17 protein-coding genes are annotated in these 20,765 nt (G+C 42.7%); 10 read left to right on the forward strand and 7 right to left on the reverse strand.

Annotated features, from left to right (window positions below; translation table 11 throughout):
* Positions 1-4 precede the first annotated feature (4 nt).
* Complete coding sequence (locus WC222_09345) at positions 5-1,474, forward strand: hypothetical protein (protein MFA6916589.1); 1,470 nt, start codon at positions 5-7, stop codon at positions 1,472-1,474.
* Between the two features lie 154 nt (positions 1,475-1,628).
* Here WC222_09345 and WC222_09350 read toward each other — a convergent pair whose 3' ends face one another.
* The gene (locus tag WC222_09350; protein ID MFA6916590.1) at positions 1,629-2,228 is read right to left on the reverse strand and encodes a DUF2878 domain-containing protein; all 600 of its coding nucleotides are present in this window, start codon (positions 2,226-2,228) and stop codon (positions 1,629-1,631) included.
* Positions 2,200-2,739: a DUF2937 family protein gene (locus WC222_09355; protein MFA6916591.1), complete on the reverse strand. Its 540-nt coding sequence runs from the start codon at positions 2,737-2,739 to the stop codon at positions 2,200-2,202. The genes WC222_09350 and WC222_09355 overlap by 29 nt, the downstream gene beginning before the upstream one ends.
* Positions 2,740-2,816: 77 nt before the next feature.
* Here WC222_09355 and WC222_09360 point away from each other — a divergent pair, with 77 nt between their 5' ends.
* Positions 2,817-3,692 (forward strand): bifunctional 5,10-methylenetetrahydrofolate dehydrogenase/5,10-methenyltetrahydrofolate cyclohydrolase, encoded by an 876-nt coding sequence (locus WC222_09360; protein MFA6916592.1) that lies wholly within the window; start codon positions 2,817-2,819, stop codon positions 3,690-3,692.
* Positions 3,689-4,729 (forward strand): FAD:protein FMN transferase, encoded by a 1,041-nt coding sequence (locus WC222_09365; GenBank protein MFA6916593.1) that lies wholly within the window; start codon positions 3,689-3,691, stop codon positions 4,727-4,729. The genes WC222_09360 and WC222_09365 overlap by 4 nt, the downstream gene beginning before the upstream one ends.
* Here WC222_09365 and WC222_09370 read toward each other — a convergent pair.
* Positions 4,682-4,885 carry a hypothetical protein gene (locus WC222_09370; protein ID MFA6916594.1) on the reverse strand — a complete coding sequence of 68 codons (204 nt, stop codon included), beginning with the start codon at positions 4,883-4,885 and terminating at the stop codon, positions 4,682-4,684. The two genes, WC222_09365 and WC222_09370, sit on opposite strands and share 48 nt — an antisense overlap.
* A gap of 162 nt (positions 4,886-5,047) precedes the next feature.
* Here WC222_09370 and WC222_09375 point away from each other — a divergent pair, with 162 nt between their 5' ends.
* Positions 5,048-6,373, forward strand: a complete 1,326-nt coding sequence (locus WC222_09375; GenBank protein MFA6916595.1) for a hypothetical protein — start codon at positions 5,048-5,050, stop codon at positions 6,371-6,373.
* A gap of 358 nt (positions 6,374-6,731) precedes the next feature.
* On the opposite strand, the gene WC222_09380 is transcribed toward WC222_09375, so the two are convergent.
* Entirely contained in the window at positions 6,732-7,805 is a 1,074-nt protein-coding gene (locus WC222_09380) for a DNA replication/repair protein RecF (GenBank protein ID MFA6916596.1), read from the reverse strand.
* A gap of 2 nt (positions 7,806-7,807) precedes the next feature.
* On the reverse strand, positions 7,808-8,935 hold the full coding sequence (dnaN, locus tag WC222_09385) for a DNA polymerase III subunit beta (GenBank protein ID MFA6916597.1): 1,128 nt from the start codon (positions 8,933-8,935) through the stop codon (positions 7,808-7,810).
* Between the two features lie 168 nt (positions 8,936-9,103).
* Between dnaN and WC222_09390 the strand changes: the two genes are divergently transcribed.
* From WC222_09390 to WC222_09415, 6 genes are all read left to right on the forward strand, one after another.
* Positions 9,104-10,900 carry a BamA/TamA family outer membrane protein gene (locus tag WC222_09390; protein MFA6916598.1) on the forward strand — a complete coding sequence of 599 codons (1,797 nt, stop codon included), beginning with the start codon at positions 9,104-9,106 and terminating at the stop codon, positions 10,898-10,900.
* Positions 10,901-10,913: 13 nt separating this feature from the next.
* Complete coding sequence (locus WC222_09395; GenBank protein ID MFA6916599.1) at positions 10,914-15,536, forward strand: translocation/assembly module TamB domain-containing protein; 4,623 nt, start codon at positions 10,914-10,916, stop codon at positions 15,534-15,536.
* A 107-nt stretch (positions 15,537-15,643) separates the two neighbouring features.
* Positions 15,644-16,435 (forward strand): ABC transporter permease, encoded by a 792-nt coding sequence (locus WC222_09400; protein ID MFA6916600.1) that lies wholly within the window; start codon positions 15,644-15,646, stop codon positions 16,433-16,435.
* Between the two features lie 2 nt (positions 16,436-16,437).
* The gene (locus WC222_09405) at positions 16,438-17,217 is read left to right on the forward strand and encodes an ATP-binding cassette domain-containing protein (GenBank protein MFA6916601.1); all 780 of its coding nucleotides are present in this window, start codon (positions 16,438-16,440) and stop codon (positions 17,215-17,217) included.
* Entirely contained in the window at positions 17,210-18,685 is a 1,476-nt protein-coding gene (locus WC222_09410) for an MlaD family protein (GenBank protein MFA6916602.1), read from the forward strand. Before WC222_09405 ends, WC222_09410 begins: the two co-directional genes overlap by 8 nt.
* Positions 18,682-19,332: a YqgE/AlgH family protein gene (locus tag WC222_09415; protein MFA6916603.1), complete on the forward strand. Its 651-nt coding sequence runs from the start codon at positions 18,682-18,684 to the stop codon at positions 19,330-19,332. The genes WC222_09410 and WC222_09415 overlap by 4 nt, the downstream gene beginning before the upstream one ends.
* 83 nt (positions 19,333-19,415) lie before the next feature.
* On the opposite strand, the gene WC222_09420 is transcribed toward WC222_09415, so the two are convergent.
* On the reverse strand, positions 19,416-20,186 hold the full coding sequence (locus tag WC222_09420) for a hypothetical protein (protein MFA6916604.1): 771 nt from the start codon (positions 20,184-20,186) through the stop codon (positions 19,416-19,418).
* A gap of 193 nt (positions 20,187-20,379) precedes the next feature.
* The coding region (locus WC222_09425) for a hypothetical protein (protein MFA6916605.1) at positions 20,380-20,765 on the reverse strand (386 nt) is incomplete at its 5' end.

A 20,765-nucleotide genomic window follows, 5' to 3' on the forward strand; every position in this document is an offset into this window, starting at 1 on the left:
TAATATGGCAACACCGTCCTCTACCACATCCTCAAGTACAGAAAGTTTAAGCTCTACTAATCCCTTTACTCTTGGTACAAATAGTGCCTTATCTAATAGCAGTAGCAGCAGTACCTCTAGCAGTAGTAGCACCAATAATAGTGGTTCTCTTCCTCAAGGCTTTTCCCTGCCTAACATCTCAAAACTTATTGAAGAGCTTACCACAACTTTATCAAATCGTTCCTTCGTCGCTGAGGAGGAAATTGTTTCTAAACTGCAAACCCTTATTGGCATAGTCACAAATCTACCTGCCGTAACTAATGTGCGTCCACATATGGCTGAGGAAAAAGAATCCACCTTTGCAGTGGTACGCAACAATATAAATTTGTTAAACAAAAATAGAAACGTCCCTTGCGACGTAACCGCAACAGAGAAAAAATTGGATTTGCTAATTCAATACACTAACACTCTTCATGAGCAATATAAGAGCAATTTTGAACGTATAAAACTGGAGACGGAACACTGCAAAACCCTTCAGTCTTTACATCCTCTGAACGAAATGCAAAGACGTATTCTATGCGAAATGGTTAATGGGAATATGGGAAGGATGAACTGGGTTTTCTCCAATACGGCCCTGCAAAACTACCATGATTGGCTTTCAACTTTATCCTTCCACACTGAAGTCTATAAGCACGCCTTGAATAATTGGGTGGTAGTTTCCGATAACTCCAGAGCAGCATTTGCAAAGGCTATCGCTATTGCGGACATTGAATTCTCACCGACAGAATCTACACGCCTTACTAAAGCCCTCGATATGGCCGGTAAACTAAATACTGAAGTCAGGGCACTAGCAAAAGAAGCTAGAGATGAACGAAGAAGGGTTATTACGGATAGGTATGAAAAAGGTGAGGTTATCGATTGGTCTAGAGCTAAAGATTCGTACAAGGAGATGATATTAATAGGATTCTCAGATAAAGAAGATTCTACCAAAGGCAAATTGGCACATAAGTCTTTCGACGAATTAGCTTCTTTGCAAAAAGGATTGATCGACTACTTCAAAAAGAAAAAAGAAACTCTACTGAGCAAATTAAATCTCTCTCCTTCACAAGAATTTTATAGAGCTGCGATGGCCTCCCGGCGCGATGAATTCGTCAAAAAAATTGAAGAGTGGGAAAAGGAGAGTAAAGAGGTATGGGAAACAGAATTGAGTGATAAAAATGATAAACAGGAAGGCCTGCTGAAAGAACTCGGCTTTTTGGGGAAAATGGCGCAGTATGAGACTGTATACACTAAATATACATTCATGAAGCTTCCTGGAATAGATAGTCTTCCCGGAAGACGCTATTTCGAAGCCTCTCAAAGCCATTATGAATTGTGGACATCCGATTTAAAACGGACAACACCCTTTGCTTCCGACTTTGTTCCGACAACGGTAAAAGATGTCGAGTCTATTATCACAGCAAGCCTTACTGAGAACAAACCTGTCCTAGTATAGAAGTGAAGCGTTTTTTTCACCTTCATAGCCCTCGACTTGTCGAGGGCACCTTACACAATGTTTTAAAAGATCGTTTCATCCAAGTTAAGGGTCCTCGACTAGAGAACGTTTCACTTCGCAAAATAGAATTATCGCCCTGTTCATTTACATAAATTCAGACAGGGATTTCTTTGACGTTAAACCATTTTTTCAACAAGTCATTTATGACAAAGCATAACGGCATTGCTATTGCCCAAACAATCGCTAAGATCATTATTCCCTGCCATTCCGGGACTAAAAAATATGCAGCGCCTACTTTAATAGCAGTTAAATAGGATACTGTGCCTCCTATTGATCCCACCAAAATAGACATCCATACTGTCTTCCCGACCCATACTAATGAGTGATTGATCGAAGTAGCAAAGAGAGCCCACAAGGATGTAATCCATGCCGGTGCAAACCAGGTGCAGCATAAATACTGACCTTCGTATTGAATGATATTGAAGTATGCTAAGGCAGTGTCCACAACAGAACCTAGCATTGCTAAACTGAGAATTAATACGGTTTCAAACATCCTGTTTGGAACGCGTGCGATATGCAATAGTATAATGGCAAGGTTAATGACCGGACCTTGCCAATACTTATCTTGAAGAATGAACTTTATCGTCAGAACCCATCCTAAGTAAAATAAACCGCTGTTAAGCAGCCAGCTTAAGATAGTGGATAGATATTGTCGCATAGGCAACTTAGCTTTGAGCAGTTTTAACTGTTCCATACTTATTTCTTCCAAAGCGTAATATACTTAGGAATGCCCAGCGAATTAGCTTGAAAACGCCTAAACCAAAAATGAGGCCTACAAAAGCATATCCTAAGCTTTCAATTGAAAAAGACAGTCCTGGTTCAAATGAACCAAATGTCGTCCATGCTATATCTGAATCTGCATAACGAAACAGGTATAACGGATGCGACCATATAGGGGCTTCAACCATAGCCGTAAAGGATTGTTTCAAATCAACAAGCCTATTGACCATATTATCCATAAATTGCCCCTGAGCGTTGAAGTCTGCATCAGGATCGCGTATAAACTTCGTAATATATGCTTCAAGAGTTTTCCCCGAACGTGAGGCAGTCTTCCTAAGGACAGAGACTTGCAGCTCTAACTCTGAAAGATGTCCGGAAAGACGTTGAACATATTGTTGATAGAAAACGGGTATTTGAGTGAATATAATAACACCCGCTACGGCAAATAACCTATCTAAAATTCCAATAACGAAACGGATAATCAAAATCTACCTCTTGGAAAACTTGCCAAAAAACTTATATACACCCACTACCATACATATATGTACGAATGAAGGTATAAATGCAACTAATTGACGGTAAGGCGACTGCATTGGAAATCCAGAAAGAGCTGCGTACAGCTATTTCACAGCTCAGAGGACGCATTCCGCGGCTGGATGTTATCCTTGTCGGAAGCTTCACACCTTCAGTGATTTACGTCACAAATAAAACACGTGCTTGCGCCGAAGTCGGCATCTCATCCCAAATACATCGCCTTCCCGATGATATCACTCAAGAAGAATTACTCCAAAAAATCAAAGCTCTGAATAACAATCCCGATGTAGACGGTATCCTAGTCCAATTTCCTCTTCCCCGCCATATAGATCCAAATCTGATTATGGAGACGATAGCCCCCTCTAAAGATGTGGATGGCTTTAATCCCATCAACCGCGGCAAGCTATTTCTTGGCGACGAAGACGCCCTCGTTCCCTGTACTCCCCTCGGAGTACGCGAACTTTTAAAAAGATATAATATTGCTACTGAAGGAAAAAACGTGACCATTATTGGAAGAAGCAATATCGTGGGCAAACCTTTAGCCATCCTTTTAATGCAACCTAACGAAAATGGAAATGCGACTGTGACTGTAGCTCATAGCAAGACCCCACACCTTGAAAAAGTCTGCGCCCAGGCAGATATATTAATTGCCGCCATAGGACAACCCTTAATGATTGGGCCTTCGATGGTTAAAGAAGGCGCAGTTGTTATCGACGTAGGCATGAATGCCGCGGGTGAAGCTGAAGAAGGGAAAAAACGTCGTGTGGTAGGAGATGTCGATTTCCATGCTGTCAAAGATAAATGCAGTTGGATCACTCCAGTGCCGGGCGGTGTTGGACCGATGACCATAGCAATGCTTTTGAGTAATACTTTCAAAGCCTATTTAAAGCGAGAAATTGAATGAAGCAAGCTCTAGCCCTATTTTTTTTAGGCCTTCTATGCATTACCCTTTTTTATAGCTGCAGCAGCGAGAATCCAAAACCTAAAGGCCCGCAAGTTTTCACCGGCTTAGCCATGACCATCCCCTATCGTATACTGATTGATATGCCCGCGCGAGAAACTCAATATACACATATCAACAGAGTCATTTCCCGCACATTTGCTGAAGTAGACGAGATCTATAACAAATGGAATCCCCTATCAGAACTATCCATCCTCAATACTATTCCAGCTTATCAAAGAATCCAACTTAGCCCCCAGCTAGAGAAAGTCCTGGTAAAAATCGGCTCGATTGTAGAACTTACAGGAGGAATGTTTGACCCAACAGTGGAAACAGTGGAGCGTTTATGGAAACCCTATCTCATCAATGGGCAAGAACCGTCTCCCGAACTCCTGACATCTACAAAGCAAGCAACAGGATGGCACCACGTTCATATCGATAATGGGTTCTATTATAAAGACAACACTGCAACGGTGATCACGCTTGAAGGAATAACAAGGGGTTTGACTGTAGACTTGCTAGCCGAAAATATTACCAAAGAAGGCTACTCAAATATTTTTGTTGAGTGGGGAGGAGAAGTGCGAACTAAAGGACATCATCCTTCAGGCAGACCTTGGAATGTCACGCTGACACAAGATAACGATTCGGATTTAGGAAAACCTGTAGCCTTTATCTCACTTTCCAATAAGTCCATCGCTACAACCGGCGAGCTGCTTCCTCTTTGGACTGTAGACAACGTCAGATATAACAATATTTACAATCCCCTCGAATGCAAGCCTATGCGAGTTACAGAGCATGGTATTGCCAGCGCAAGCGTAGTGGCTAACAGCTGTTTTCTTGCTGATGCACTCTCCAAAGTCGCCTTAACTTTCACTAATTTAGATTCAGCGCAAGCTTGGGCTGATAAAATTAGCGCTAAGGATCATGATATTGCTATTTGGCTTGTAGCCCGTTCACCTAACCTCGGTAAAAAGAGTATATCCTTTGAGCAGGGCTTGTAGAGTATCAGGAAATTCTTTCTGCAGAAGAAGTATCTGTGAATGAACATAGCTGTCAAAGGCATCTTCTATATTTTCTGACCGCATCTCGTGGGCTTTCTTTTGGGCATCAATAATTACTTTAAATGCTTTAAGCAGTTCTTCGGTTGAAGGCTTCATTTTTACACTCTTTTTTCCTCATTTGTATAATGGTTCTTGCCACAAATAGGAAGTGGAATTACCATATTCTTGTCATAACATCATTCTTCTCAAGAATACCGTCTGTGATTATTACCGCCTTCGCGTGAGAGGAAGCTATCATTAAAATTAAAAGGTTATATTGTGACTATTACTCCACGCAAACACCTTGTTGTTCTTTCCCAATATAATTTCGAAAGAGACCTTAATATAAGATTATTATTATCCCAGTTTGATGAAGTTCAACGGTTTATTGTTGAAGAAATATTAAATGGTTCTTTACAAACAACTATAAAGCATCTTTTACAAACCGTTGACATCTCACAAGAACACCTAATAAACCTTCTAAAGCAATTACAAGACCAAGACCTACTCAAAATCCAAGGAGATAAACTCTCCATCAATAAAGAAATGAGGAAATACTTCTCATTCGAATTAGAGAAATTTGATCCCGATTTCGAACCAGACCTCGCCCACCTTCAAGCACTGCTGAATAAAGTTCCCATACATCTACTACCCCAATGGTACGCAATTTCTCGCACCAGTGATAACATTTTTGAATCCATTGTAGAAAAACATTTTTCTACACCTAGAACTTACCGCAAACATATTGAAGAGTTAAAGGCTGATACTCCTCTCATCTATAAAGCATACAAAGAAGTTCTGAATACAGAAAACTTTTGCCTTCCGGTTGAAACATTTATGGAACGTTTTAACTTAGATCGTGAACAATTTGAAAAATTCATGCTCGAATTCGAATATAACCTCTGCGGCTGCCTTTGCTTTAAACCTGTAGGTGATCAGTGGAAAGGTTACGTAACCTTGATGCATGAATGGAAAACATACCTAAACGGCTTGAAAATTAACCAAGCTATTACCTTGCCGCAAGATGCTGTTGAACCCGCAGACACCAACGATTTTCTTTTCGTCGAAGACCTGACAAAACTCATAGAAAATATCCAAGACAAAGTTGCCCCGAAAAAACTTGAAAAGCTTTTCCCAGAATATAATACCTTACTAGAAGCTCTTCAGGACCTTTATTTACTCCAGTCCAACGACACGATTAAAGCTTGGCTGCGTAAAACTAAGCAAGAACAGGCAAATATGGTCTATCAGATGTTGCTAAGTTATACCCGCGTTTGCCCTGAAAAGATCGGTGGCTGTGTAGAAAGGGAATTCCGTGAGATCTGCAATTCCTTAAAGACAGTGGTTCATGCAGGATGGATAAAATTCAGCGATTTCATGAAAAACTTTCATGGAATTATCGGAGCGCAAGTGCCGATTACACTTCATAAGAAAGGTAAAAAATGGCGTTATGCCTTACCTGAATACTCTGAAAAGGAGAAGAAGCTGGTAGAGACTATCATCTTCGAATTCTTATGGAAAGCAGGTGTTGTAAATGTTGGAAAGAGTGGTAAAGCCCCTTGCTTTATTGTGACGCCCCACGGACGCATGACGCTGGGGTATTAAGGCTGATAGCCTGTGCTCAGAGAAGCTTCGCCCAGCATTAGCTTGTCACTAGTACGATTCTTTCATGCCGATCTCACATCGCTGCGGTCCCCCGCATGACCAAAATGAGCTGTTTCCATTTGGGTTTATCCTGCAAAATACTGAATATTTACAGTGTGGTGTTAATGTTTGACGTGATCGCGTCAGCGAGCATGTCAACGTCGGCGCCGCGGGCCCGCGGCGATGTGAGATCGGCATGAAACAATCGTCTTAGTGACAAGCTAATGCGGGGCGGAGCTTCTCTGCGTTCTTTGCGCCTTTGCGTTCAAAAAAATGCCACACCAACGCCTCTACAGACAACTTCTTGCCGGGAAAACGTTCATCCTAAAGACGTTTGAAAGTGCCTCACCCCTTCGCTCTGCAAAAGTGCGTCAGGATGCGTCGTCGTAAGAAAGACTTGACCTGCCCCTTGGAGCCACACCACCAGCCTTTGCTGGCGCTGCGCATCTAAACCATATCCTATGTCATCCAACAATAGAAGGGGCTTCTCCCCATCATGACTATGTTTAATCTGTTCCCATTCCGCCAACTTTAACGTCAGGGCAGCTGTCCGCTGCTCTCCTTGGCTGCCGAAGTTTCGGAGATCCATCTCGGCCAGATTAATGGTAAAGTCATCTTTATGAGGCCCGGAAAGAGTTGTTTCAGCAAACATATCCCTATGTCTTTGCGTATGCCATAAAGCGCGCAGATGCTCACGCAAATCCGTTTTTGCAGCAGCAGGCAAAGATATACCCGGTTTATATTTAAAAGTTAAACTATTGGCTGAGTTGACGAGGTGGCCATAAATTGCACTGCATAAGGGTGAAAGCGCTTCTAAAAGGGCGAGACGTTTCTCGATGATATAGGCTGCAGAATGAGCAAGTTCATATTCCCAATTGTCCAAAGTATCGTTGGAGCGCAGCCGCAGCAAACTATTTCTTTGTTTTAAAGCCTTATTATACCTTTTGAAATGGTGGCTATACAATGGATCTGTTTGCATTAGTTGGAGATCTAAATAATCTCTTCGGAAAGAGGGAGACCCCTTTACAAGATGAATATCATCCGGGGTAGAAGCGACAGCCGTCAATCCCCCTTGAAGCGCACTAATATTTTGCCTTGTTCCATTCAATACAACATAGCGTTCTGCGGGGGAACCACAAACTTTGATTTCCTGTTCAACACTGCATTTTTGATACTGGATTTCTATGGCAAAGCCCGGACTTTCTCGTCGGACTAGTTCTGAGTTTTGTGCTGTACGGAAGGATCTTCCGACAGCACAAACGAATAGAGCTTCTAGTATAGTTGTCTTTCCCTGGGCGTTAGCTCCTGAAATCAGATTGACTTTCTCTGAGAATTCAAAGCTTTTGCGCTCATAAACCCTTACATTAAAAAGGGTTAATTTACTAACTTCCATTTCTATTCTTCTGACAACCTCATAGGCATCAGGATAAATAAAGGCACAGGCGAGTTTGTCAGTAAGGGAGCCTCTTCTTGGTCTGTAATGACGCCGGGATTAAAAGGATCGTCTACACCTAGAAGAACGCGCTCTTTTTTACAATGGCGCAGAATATCTAAGTAGTAGTTAGGGTTGAATGCTATTTCCAGCTTTTCGCCGTGATAGTCTACAGGCATTCTTACTCGGCCTTCGCCAATATCAGAGGTATTGGCAGCTAGAGTCAGTTCTCCGGGAATAAAAGTAAATTTAACTGAATGGTTTGTATCAATAGTAAAGAGTGAGATCTGACGTAGCAGAGCCATAAGCTCATCGCGATGAAGGGAAACCACAGTGCCTGGGGAAACTGGTATAACTCTATTTACATCCGGATAGTCTCCGGCAAGAAGCTTTGTAACTATGGTCGTACCGGAAGCTTCGATGGCGACTTTATCCGGCATTAGGAAAACCTTCGCGTCGCCTTCATCAGTAAGTGTCTTTAACACTTCATCCACAGCTTTTAGAGGCAGAATATATCCGCCTTTAAATTCGGGATCGATGCTAATCGCTTTTTGTACTTTAGAAAGTCTCTTCCCATCTGTTCCGATAAATATTGCGACCCCATTCTCAATTTTCAAGTAGACACCGGTCAAAACAAAACGGTTATCTTCGCGTGAAACAGCAAAAGCAGTTCTGTAGAGCATATCTTTTAGATCAGCTTGCTTCATAATGAATTGGACTGAACCTTCCATATCAGGCAGTGAGGGGAATTCATCTTTATTCATGCCATTGAGCTTAAAGCGGGAAGCGCCTGCGATAATTTCGGTTGCATCATTAGCATTGGTACTGAATTCTAAGTTTGGTACAGTTAATTCTCGTACGAGTTGAGCCAGCCTTTTCGCTGGAAGAGTAGTTGCTCCCTCTTGGAGGATTTTTGCTTCAATGACACAGCGCACCCCGACGGTTAAGTCAGTCGCCGTCATGATAATTTCGTCATTATAAGCTTCTATCAGGACATTCCCTAAGATAGGGATGGTGTTTTTAGAAGCGACGACGTTTTGAATTTTGCTCAATACATAATTGAGCTCTTGTGTCGAGATTACAAATTTCATAAATTTCCTACCAATTACGAGAAGAAGACCATACTTTAGGTTTTGGCCAAATGTCAAGTTATACCCAAGAAACGGTTTGGATATACGCAAAGCATAAAAGGGGTGCGAGAAAAAAGTAAAGCGTTCAAAATACAACACTTGAGATATTTTTCGCGGCACAAGGAAGAAATGCCCATTTTAAGACTAAAAATTTTCATCTTATTCATGACGATATGCATATTTTCACATATGACGTTGTGCTCGCTCGAAACATACGAAGTGCTTTTCACCGGTGTGGAGGATCCATCTACCCTGCAGCTCCTTCGTTCTGCCTCACAATTAGTTTCTCTGGATAAGAACCCCCCATCCACAGCAGCAGCCTTGATGAGACGCGCTGAGGCAGATATTCCCCGTTTCACTAAGATCCTGCAGAGTATGGCTTATTATGACTCCTCTATAGAATTAAACATCCAGCTGGAGACCTCTCCTGCTCAAGTCATCTTTGAAGTACAACTGGGCGAGCAATTTATTTTCTCCGCCTTTGACATTGTGACCAAGGATGAAAACTCCCCTGTCTGCTCCTGCATCGACTTGAAAGCTCTGGAAATTGTGCTTAATACTCCTGCTTATCCAAAGACAATCTTGCATGCGGAAGATCTGCTCTTAACTCAATTTTCAGCGATGGGTTATCCCTTATGCACCATCAAAGACCGTGAAGTGATCGCTGATGTGGGCGGACAAACTGTCGCGGTAACAATCACCGTCGAAACAGGGCCGAAGTCTAGGTTCGGTCCGCTTTCAATTATAGGCTCTAAAAACGTTTGTAAAGACTATTTCTTAAAAAAAATTGCCTGGAGGGAAGGAGAATTCTTCGACCCTTGCAAAGTTGAAGAAACAGTAAGGTCCATGGAAGCCTCCTCATTATTCAGTACGATCAACATACGCCATGCGGAAAGTATTGAAGAGGAAGATTCTCTGCCGATTGAAATCGATGTGGTAGAATCCAAACACCGCAGCTTAGGCTATGGTGTCGGTTATTCGACGATGCGCAGCTTCGGTATCCTCGGTGAATACGAGAACAGAAACGAGAGGCATCAAGGGGAACGCTTCAAACTGACAGGAGCTATCTGGAACAACCTCTACGACGGAACGTATTTTTATCTAGTCCCTGACTGGAGGCTGAGAAACCAGGACTTGATCTGGCTGATACAGGCACACCATGAGGTCACCAAAGGTTATACCGAAACATTTCATAGTGCCTCCGTCTCCGTAGAAAGGCAATTCAATCCCTATCTTCGCACTACCTACGGATTGATGTTTAAAAATCTTGTCAACTGGCGTTCGGATAACAACGGTGCTTTCAACCTCTTTAAACTACCGATGAGCTTAAAATGGGTAGATGTAGATGACCCCGTAGATCCTTCCTACGGGTATACAGTTAATTTAAAAGTCATCCCCTCATTTGAGATTTTTGATCGGCCTTTTGCTTACTGCATCAATCTTCTAACCCTAAGTTCTTACCTGCCTATGTCTGAATGCGGAAATATGATTTTCGCTACAAAGATGACATTCGGCACTATTATAGGATCAAGCAGCCGTGTAATTCCCCCTTCCGAAAGATTTTATGCAGGCTCGGAAGAGACACTGCGCGGATACCGCTATTTGACAGTCAGTCCCTTAGGGCGCAGTAAACATACTCATAAAAAAGATGACCCTCTCGGGGGTAGGTCTATGATGATCTTTAACTTTGAAATGCGCCGCCGTATTACCGAAGATTGGGGTATGGTCCTCTTTTATGATATAGGAAATGTTTATAACAGCGTTTATCCCCGCTGGAATAATAAACAACTGCAGGCGGTAGGTGCCGGGGCACGTTACCACACTCCCGTAGGCCCTCTTAGATTGGATATAGCTTTCCCCTTGGACCGAAGAAAACATTTGGATAGGGCTTTGGAAGTGTACTTGAGCTTAGGACAAACTTTTTAAAAATTAGGTTCTGATGAGAAGATTGATCAAGTTCCTTATTATTATGGCTTTTCTCTCCGCCGTCCTCTACCTTGCATGGACTGGAACGCCGATGAAAGGTTATGTCAAAGGCAAACTTGAAGCGGCTTTTGTTGAAAAAACAGGCTTAAAAGTCTCCATCGGAAAAATCAGTTGGCAGCCGCCTTTGACGCTGCAATGTGAAGATATCCATATCGAAAGGACAGATGGAGCAGCAGTCACGGTAGAAAAAGTTAAGCTTAGGCCGTCAGTACGCGAATTACTGCATGGAAGCATCGCACTGCGCAAATTATACTTACATAATGTAACTATTGATCTGCCTAAGGGAGCCACAGCTACAGCTCCGCTAAATACAACACCACTCATCTCCCCGGCAGGAATTTTCGTCTGCCCCATTGAAATCTCCGACATCTATCTTGATGGGCTTACAATCCGTGGAGAAAATGTCCCTAGTTTTGCAGAGGATCTAAAAAAGCTCGTTATTCACGGCAGCGTGGACTGTGATATGCAAAACAAATCTTGGACATCCATGTTCAAGATTAAGAATCGCGATTCCACAAACTTATTAGCTATGGCAACTGTGGCGGTGTCGCTCAACTATCAAGAGGAAGACTATTCCGTTTCCATTCTTTTCGACGAAAAAAATGGGGGCGTTCTCTTACATTGGCTGGAAATTGAACATATGGACGCCTTAGCCTTAAAGGTACTGCTTAAAGGGAAGCTGTCTGATGGCTTGCTGCTGCCTACACAATGCAAGGCTGATCTAGCATGTGAAGGGGAACTTGAGGGCGATTGGCAGTCGCTAACGCGGATCAATGTAAATAAAGAAGACATCTGGCGTGCCGACTTAAAAAATCAATTTACCGGTTCACTGCAAGGCGGTCAAACAGGCGATTTCATCTTCGATCCAGGTAAACAGACGTTGCAGGGAACCCTTACCGGAAATATTTTCACTCCGCAATGGGGTGAAATCGACCTTTTTTCGCATGCGGCAGGGAAGCTATCCAACCTAAAAGGTAAAATTCAACTTTCAGCTCCCCTAATTCGCTCTACAGCAGAAATTGATCTAGAATATAACGATAAGCTGCAACTGCCCAAAGTCTACGTCGACTGGGACGGCACTAAGATTGACGGTAAACTGGTTGCAACAATATCTCCAATAATGGTGCAGGGAGATTTAACCGTACAAGATCTACCCCTTGATTTTTTCATGCCTGTCTCAGGGCAATTAAACGGAAGCATACATCTCACGGAAAAGGGCCAGGAACAAAACGTCCAAATTCGCCTAAATACGGAAAACCTGAAGCACGAAGATTTATTCATTAAAGAACTTAATCTTCAAGGCTCTTTGGACGATCTATTTGGAAAAGCCCAAGGATCGGTGCAGTTATCTGCGGACGAAATGACTTGGAAAAACCAACCCCTTGGCGACTTGCAAATCGATACCTTTCACAATCAAAAACAGGAATGGCCTTTTAAGCTTACTTTAGCTAACCCGGACAAGGATTTACATTGGAATATTCAAGCTTCAGGTCATTGGCAAGCTAATAAGAAGAAGCAGTCTCTTTTTCTAAAAGAATTCAACGGCACTATACAAGACTATAAAACTACGCTGACACAAATATTTGAAGCAAAGTATGCCGAGGGCTTGTTAACTGCTTCTCCCATCAAACTAAAGGTGGACGAAAGTACACTATACGCAGCATTGAATGAGAAGGGAAATAGCAAGGAACTTACTACCCATTTCCTTAATGTTCCTACAGACTTACTTTCAAAATTACTTTCTCGTCCTATCGAAAACCCGTCCAATATATCTTGGAATTTCAAAGGCCATTTAAACTGGCAGGACGACTTTGAAAAAGCCCACCTGAAATTGACAGCCTCCAATAAAGATGCAGGCTATGCCACGACTTTGCTTACTTCCCTTAAATCCTCGGCAAAACATCATATGACTTGCAAATGGGATTTGATCCATCCTGAAAATGGAGTGCTCCGCCTGTTCTCTGAAGATTTACGTTTGATGAAGATCCAATCTAAAGGCGAGTGCTCATTCAATTCACCGAATATTTTAACCCTTATCGAAAAAGGTATAGTCCCCGAATTCAAAGGGAATACTACTATACAGTATCAGCTTCCTCAAGATAGCGGGCAACTATTCACTCATTTCCAATATAATGACGACCTTGTTCGACTTCAAGGAGTAGACATTAAAGGCGACTTATTAATAGCCAAAGGCAGCATCGGCTATGATATGACTACTCATCAACTCTCCGGCGATCTAAAAGGTGGATTGCGCGATCATTCATTGAATGCCCAATTAGAGTTGAGCGGCGAATTACTATCCCCCCTCCTCAAGCTCACAGCAAAATATATTTCTGAACAAGATAAAGAGCCTATCCTGATTGAGGCAGATGGACAGCTGGCCAATAATATTCTTAAAGGACAAGGAAAAGCTTCTACCGTCATATCAAAAGACAACCTAATGGCCGAAGCAGCCTATACCATCCACTTGGACGAGCAACTGTCTACAAAGATAAAGGCCACCACAAGCTTTGCCGATAAAACCAAGGGCGCTACTCAATTCGGAAAATTGAAAGCTCAAATTAATCTGGAAGGACCTCTTAAAAGCTTAAAAGGCGAGATCCTTGTCAATGGGTCTGACCTTAAGATCGATGGCAACAAACTCCCCCTTTGGACAGCTCGGTCGCAAATCGAGTTTCCTGTCACCGGCTTTCCTTTCCAGCTGCAATTTGAAAACAATAATTTCATGGAAGGCTCTGTCGCCTTGGATTCGGGCCGTTACACCCTATCTATTAATAAAATGGAAGCCCTCTACGAGAAGGTTCCCATCACTCTTTCCAATCCCTGGACTGCTCATTGGCTCGAAGACCATTTTGACTCCTCCCTTTTAAAGGTTAAACTAGGCGATGGTCTTTTACAGCTTCAGGCCAAGGGAAACCTAGAAAACTTTGATTTCGATATTCAAGGAAATTCTCTACCGGCTATGCTGCCTATTTTTTCGACTCCGTTCCCTTTCACCGGTGTAGTCAACCTCAAAGGACATTTATCGGGTCCTCTCAGCGCTCCGCAAGGCACCATGCAGATTGATGTAGACAATCTCCATTTTGAAGATAAATTCTTCGGTAACGCCCCCTATTGTAAAGCTAAATTTGCAGCTAATATCACTTCAGGCAAAGCGCATTTCAAGGGGGAAATGCTTTGTCCCGGCATCGAGCCTGTCACTTTGTATGCTGACCTTCCTGTCAACTTATCGTTCTATCCTTTTGAAGCCAGTCTTTCAGAAAATTCTACTTTGGAAATTGCCTTGAAAGCCTCCGGCGCTCTCGGCCCCATTCTAGATATTTTCATTCCGCACGTCAATGCTGTCACCGGCTACCTAAATTTAACACTGAATGTTAAAGGAACCTCTACAAAACCCATCATAAGTGGAATTATAGCTTTAGAAAAGGGATCTTACGAAAATCTTGAGACAGGCACATTCCTTAAGGACATCACAATCAAGGCTCGTGCTGAAGATAGCTCTATCACCATTGAAGAACTCTACGCTTCAGACGGTAAAGACGGGGCTTTGAATGGTAAAGGACGACTAACAATAGATCCAAAACAAGGTTTTCCTTTTGAACTGAACTGCAAGCTAGAGAAAATGTTCCTCCTGCAAAAAGACTTTGTACGCTCAGCCTTCAATGGAAATATTCTATTTAAGGGCGATAAGGAATCTGCCGTCGTCAGTGGAGAAATCTTAGGGGTCTCCTCTGTTTTCTATATACCTGAAGAAATTCCTGAAGGTGCAGATACCGTAGATGTCACTTTCGTCAATATCCCCGAAGAAAAGCAGAAACGTACAACTTATGAGAAACCGGCTCCCAAAGCAGAGTATCCCATCACTTTAGATCTCGATTTCAAAACAAATAATAAGCTACGCATTAGAGGCCGCGGGTTGGAATCAACCTGGAAGGGACAAGCACATATTAGCGGACCGCTCTCTAGTCCCAACGTCCAGGGTGAAGTTAAAATCATCGACGGAACCTATGACTTTAAGGGCCGTATCTTTGAATTACGGGAAGGCACCATAAGTTTTGCGGGTCCCTGGGATACTAAAACAACTCTATATGTCATTGGGTCGCTTGAAATTGACGATACGCTGATCGAGGCCCTACTGCGCGGACCTTTAAAGAATCCTACCCTGGCTTTCCGTTCCAATCCGGCGATGGCACAGCGCGAGATCGTATCCTACTTGCTTTTCGGCAAAGGCCCTTCGGAGATTACACCTTATCAAGGAAACCAGCTTTCAAGGTCCATCTCCAACTTAAATAAGGTCGGCGGCGATAGTCCTGATCTTCTTACGAATGTTAGAAATAGATTACGCCTTGACCGTATTGACATTAACCGCGAAATTACCAGCGCCGGCGATAAAGTTTCTGTCCAAGTGGGCAAGTATATCTGCAAAGGTGTCTATGTCTCTCTAAATAAAAGTATTACGGATGATGGAAACAGCATCGCCGTAGATGCGCGTGTCATTAACCACGTCCGCGCACGGGCGCAGATTACTGATAATGCTGAAACCCAGCTACTTCTGAAGTGGCGTAAAGACTTTTAGAACTTTTATACGCATAAATTAATGTGAATTAATATTTGTACCTTCTTGAGTTTTAATGACAAAGTCAGGATATTGTGAAATATTATGAACCACTCTGAATATTTATAATGCTGCCCTGGATCCTCCGTTCACTTGAAGCTCTCGGCGCTTACGTAGCTATGACTATGCAGGTCATCTGGCTTGCATTCAGACATCCTCCCCACTGGAGGCTCATTCGCGATCAGATGTATGAAATCGGTGTACTTTCCCTCCCCGTCGTTGCCATTACAGGTTTTTCCACCGGTATGGTCTTAGCTGCGCAAAGCTTTTTCCAACTTTCCGACAAGGGGCTTGCCAGCGCAACCGGCCTGATGGTCACCAAAGCCATGATGGTAGAACTGGGCCCCGTCCTCACTGCCTTTATGGTCACGGGCCGCGTCGGCGCAGCGATGTGCGCCGAGTTGGGCACTATGCGCGTCACAGAGCAGATCGATGCGATGCGCAGTATGGCTGTCAACCCCCTACAATATCTTGTTGCTCCCCGCTTTATTGCAGGTACAATCGTTCTCCCCCTACTTACTGTTTTTAGTTGTGTGATGGGGATTGCAGGGGGCTTTATCATCGCAGTAGAATACTACAATATGTCCGCCAACTCCTTTTTAGATCCCCTGCCGCTCCATATCACCACTTTCGATTTTGCCAGCGGGATCATCAAAGCCTTCATCTTTGGTATTGTCATTATCACTATCTCTTGCTACCGAGGGATGACAACCACAGGAGGAGCTGCAGGCGTTGGACGTTCCACCACCAATAGTGTGGTCATCTGTTATTCCGTTATCCTAATATCCAATTTTTTAATCACTATTGGCTTGAACAACTCGCACGAGTTCATCAACAAATTTTTAGACTACTGGTTTTAATAATGATCGTCGTAAACAATTTATGGAAACGCTACGGAAAGCTGCAAGTCCTTAAAGGTCTCAACCTTCAAGTCCTTGATGGCGAAACCGTCATTATTTTGGGACGCTCCGGCGTCGGCAAAAGCGTTCTTTTACGGCAGATCATCGGGATTGAAAAGCCGGATGAAGGCTATGTCGAGGTTAACGGCATCCGTGTGACATCCATCAACCTCCAATCCAACTTCGAAGTCATGCGCCATATGGGAATGCTCTTCCAAAGTGCTGCCCTCTTCGACTCTATGAACATCGGCGACAATGTTGGCTTCTATCTAAAACAACACTTCCCCGATATGCCGCCGGGCGAAAACAGAGACAGGATAACGCATGCCCTTGAAGTCGTAGGCCTGGCCGGAACCGAAGATAAAATGCCTTCCGACCTCTCTGGCGGGATGCGCAAACGCGCCGCACTCGCCCGTGTAATTGTTTACCGTCCCAGTTTAATCCTTTTTGATGAGCCCACGACAGGCCTTGATCCTATCACAGCCATGCAAATTAACGAGCTTATCAACAAGACAAAAGAAGAGTTAAACGCTACTATCATCGTCGTGACACATGACATCAAATCGGCTTTTGAAGTAGGCGACCGTCTAGCCTTCCACCAGAATGGCATAATCGAACATGTGGCTACTAAAGAAGAATTTATAAAAATTGACGATCCTGTATTAAAAGAATTTTTTAGTAATGCTATGATCTCTTTTGATAATATTAAGCATTCTAAGCATGAGGAAACGAATCATGGGTGACCAGTATAAAAACGTGATGATCGCCATCTTTGTATTGGCTGCAACATCTATCGTAACTTTCCTGCTTATGTTCATCCATCCTACTGTAGGAGACGAGAAAAAAACTCTGATTGTCCGTTTTCCCGATATCGATAAAGTTTCGGAAGGAACACGCGTCACTTACGGCGGTAAACCTGTAGGTGAAGTTGTCGACATCCGTGAGATACCCGGCGAGAAAACTCACCGCTATACACGCGACGGAAAAGTCTATCTTTATGAGTTAGAATTAAAGGTGGATTCCTCAGTAAATATCTTTAATACAGATGAAGTTTCCTTGAGAACTTCCGGACTGCTAGGGGAAAAATCTGTTTCAATCAACCCCTTCCCCCCAAAACCCGGTGAGAAAATTAAACAGATCGATGCTGAAGTCATCTATGCTAATGAGTCAGGATCTGTAGAGCAAACCTTTAAAGAATTCAAAGAAGTTGCCGACAAGCTGGATGTCGCTTTAGACAATATCAACAGGATAATGGATGACCTTCAGCACGAACATACCTTCCGCAACATTGCCAAAATAGCCAGCAACATTGCCGACATTTCGGAAGCCCTCAATAAACCGAAGGAACTTTCTAATACCGTTGCCAATATTCATCACTTCTCAGAAAAGCTAGACGGCTCCTGGATTAATATCGAACGCGTCATTTCCAATCTGGAAGAGACAACAGATAACGTACGCGATATCTCCATCGCTGTTAACCAACCGGATAACCTTTCTGAAACTGTAGAGAATGTTCACGCCTTTTCCGATCGCCTGCTAGGGACTTGGGATACGGTAGAAGTCGCTTTAGGTGATTTTGCCGAAACTACGGATCATACAAAAAACATCACAGAGGCTATCGATCATCCGGAAGAGCTAAGGGGCATCGTAACTAATGTATCCAACATCGCCCAAGACTTTTCCAATTCGATGCCTAGGGTCACTTATACAATTTCCGAACTTTCCTCTACAGCAGCTAATGCAAATAACATAACCTACAGGCTGAATGAAGGCGAAGGCGCTTTAGGTAGAATCCTTGCCAGCGATGAAATCTATCTTCATCTCATTTCACTATTAAATAAAGGCGAAGTGATTTTTGACGATATCAACCATTATGGCCTGCTGTTCCATTCTGATAAAAACTGGCAACGTCTACGTGCCCGCCGCATGAACCTTTTAGCTAAACTTTGCACTCCCCAGGAATTCCGCAACTTCTTCAATGATGAAATTGACAACATTACAACTTCCCTTGAGCGCGTAAATATGGTATTAGATAAGAATGAATGTCTATATCCCTGCGGCCTCCTTATTGAGGATAATGACTTCACCAGAGTATATGCAGAGCTTCTTCGACGTGTCACTTCAATGGAAGAAGCTCTTAAGATGTACAATACGCAACTTGTTGAGTATCAGTTGCCTCGAACGGAGATTATTTATTCTGAATGTCCATGAAGCCACCTGTTGATAAGAATGAAAATAATCAATCCGACCTGAAAAAGCAGATACGACAACCTAGTAAGGATTTGACTATGGAGAGTATGCCCTATGCACAGATTCAACGTGGGACGTTCCTAATCGCCACACCCGATATTGAATCCGGGATATTCTTTAGAGGCGTCATCATTATTTGTGAGCACAACCCTAACGGGTCCTTTGGCTTACTATTGAATAAGTCCCTTGCATTAGAGCTGCCTGAAGAAATCTTGAATGTCAACGCCCTCAATAATCCGCATGTGGGAATCAGAGCAGGCGGACCAGTGCAAACAAATCAGATGATGCTGCTCCATACAAGTGATAAAATTCCCCATCAAACACTTAAAATCTGTGAAGATGTTCATCTGGGCGGAGACCTGCAGTTTCTGCAAGAGTCTATTTCAGATCCGGCCGGCCCACGTATCAATCTCTGTTTTGGATATGCAGGTTGGTCTGCGGGGCAGCTAGAAAGAGAGTTCCTCGACGGGCATTGGTTCCTTTTCCCTGCCACAGCCAAGCATGTTTTCTATACACCCGCGGATAAACTATGGCAGTCATTGCTGAGAGAGATGGGCGGTAAATATGCCTCGATCTCCATGATTCCTGAAGACTTATTGGTTAATTGAAGCAAAAAAAAGCCTCGTTTAAAACGAGGCCTTTATGTATTCAGTAGCTGTTAGGTAAGTCATCATTTGACTTCGAAGGACTTTTATGATGTTTTCGGGCAGCGAAGTTTAAATCCCATAAATATAGCATATGAACCTTCCCTATAACTATATAACGAGTTTGACCTATGCACTGTTTCGTCGATGTTGTAGGTCTCACGTTCATTACCATTCTGTATACAAAATTTTTCCTCGTTTGAAATCAGTATACCGTTTTGTTTTCCAACAGAAGTAAAGACAGTACCTACAAGGCCTGTTATGAGAAGCTTAGGAGTAAGCCAAAAAATCCCTTTAATACCTCTAGAGGCGGTTGATTGAATATCTTTACTGAAAATGGCTGAAGATAAATTTAATATCCCTTTTACCAAGGCTTTAATAGCAAGACTTAACCCTCTGAATGGGCTGATGATCCTAGCCTGCCAGGGGGACGTAACTCGCACATAATTTTCTTCAGAATATTTATACTTAATTACACTGACTCCTTCAATAATTTTGCTTAAGGGCTGAGTCTCAGGCGCTAAAACATTATTAAGTGTTGATAACACTCCTGATAGAATATCCAATGTAGCTGCAGTGGTAAGGTTTCCTACTGCATATCCGAGATAGGAAATATCCCTCTTTACCAAAAAGGTCACACAATTCTCTAAAGCTTTGGGAAGTCTAACCACAATAGAACCGGCAGTCCCTACGATACCCAATACCGCACTTGCAGTGCGTGCTTTCACATTATAATAAATATCAGCGCCGGGAACGGAAGAATCGTGTTGTAGGATATTATCGATTCTATCAACTATAGTGTGAACAAACATACCCATAATAATTTCCTTTTTACGAACAAAATATTAATAATAAACTTATAAATCTATCTTAATAATGATAGTATACCTAACCAGCCCTTATCGAATCTGCAAATTTAGGCCTTTTTAAGACAGCAAAACGCACCTTTCTCATTTAATTTATACAGATGATAAATACGGCTAATGCCGTATTTATCATCTCCTAAAATTTCTAGAGTATTTGGGGTAGCACGGCGGTAAATCTATACTTTAAAGTTGCAACTGCTGATCCTCGTATATGATTTTCTCTACTATTAGCCTCGTTCACAAGTGAAGCTAAACATATGTGGTTCATATTACTTTGATTTCCATCTCTAATCATAATTCCGGTGCTTTTTGCACAATTGATAAAGGCAAGGCCAACAATACCGGTTAATAACCATACAGGTGAATATCCAATTGCTTTTATACCTTTCCAACCATTGGAAAATACTTTTTGAGAGAAAATGGCTGTTGCTAAGAAATATACGCCTGTGGCTAGTGACTTAACGGCTAGACTTAGTCCACGGAAAGGGCTTATTAGGCGTGCTTCCCAATGCGATTCGGTCAAAACAATAC

The organism is Parachlamydiales bacterium, from assembly GCA_041671045.1.
GTDB lineage: Bacteria > Chlamydiota > Chlamydiia > Chlamydiales > JABDDJ01 > JABDDJ01.

Coding starts and splice junctions, on each gene's coding strand:
- WC222_09345 (MFA6916589.1), top strand. CDS start 5: ATGGCAACACCGTCCTCTACCACATCCTCAAGTACAGAAAGTTTAAGC.
- WC222_09350 (MFA6916590.1), bottom strand. CDS start 2,228: ATGGAACAGTTAAAACTGCTCAAAGCTAAGTTGCCTATGCGACAATAT.
- WC222_09360 (MFA6916592.1), top strand. CDS start 2,817: ATGCAACTAATTGACGGTAAGGCGACTGCATTGGAAATCCAGAAAGAG.
- WC222_09365 (MFA6916593.1), top strand. CDS start 3,689: ATGAAGCAAGCTCTAGCCCTATTTTTTTTAGGCCTTCTATGCATTACC.
- WC222_09370 (MFA6916594.1), bottom strand. CDS start 4,885: ATGAAGCCTTCAACCGAAGAACTGCTTAAAGCATTTAAAGTAATTATT.
- WC222_09380 (MFA6916596.1), bottom strand. CDS start 7,805: ATGGAAGTTAGTAAATTAACCCTTTTTAATGTAAGGGTTTATGAGCGC.
- dnaN (MFA6916597.1), bottom strand. CDS start 8,935: ATGAAATTTGTAATCTCGACACAAGAGCTCAATTATGTATTGAGCAAA.
- WC222_09390 (MFA6916598.1), top strand. CDS start 9,104: ATGCCCATTTTAAGACTAAAAATTTTCATCTTATTCATGACGATATGC.
- WC222_09395 (MFA6916599.1), top strand. CDS start 10,914: ATGAGAAGATTGATCAAGTTCCTTATTATTATGGCTTTTCTCTCCGCC.
- WC222_09400 (MFA6916600.1), top strand. CDS start 15,644: ATGCTGCCCTGGATCCTCCGTTCACTTGAAGCTCTCGGCGCTTACGTA.
- WC222_09405 (MFA6916601.1), top strand. CDS start 16,438: ATGATCGTCGTAAACAATTTATGGAAACGCTACGGAAAGCTGCAAGTC.
- WC222_09410 (MFA6916602.1), top strand. CDS start 17,210: ATGGGTGACCAGTATAAAAACGTGATGATCGCCATCTTTGTATTGGCT.
- WC222_09415 (MFA6916603.1), top strand. CDS start 18,682: ATGAAGCCACCTGTTGATAAGAATGAAAATAATCAATCCGACCTGAAA.
- WC222_09420 (MFA6916604.1), bottom strand. CDS start 20,186: ATGGGTATGTTTGTTCACACTATAGTTGATAGAATCGATAATATCCTA.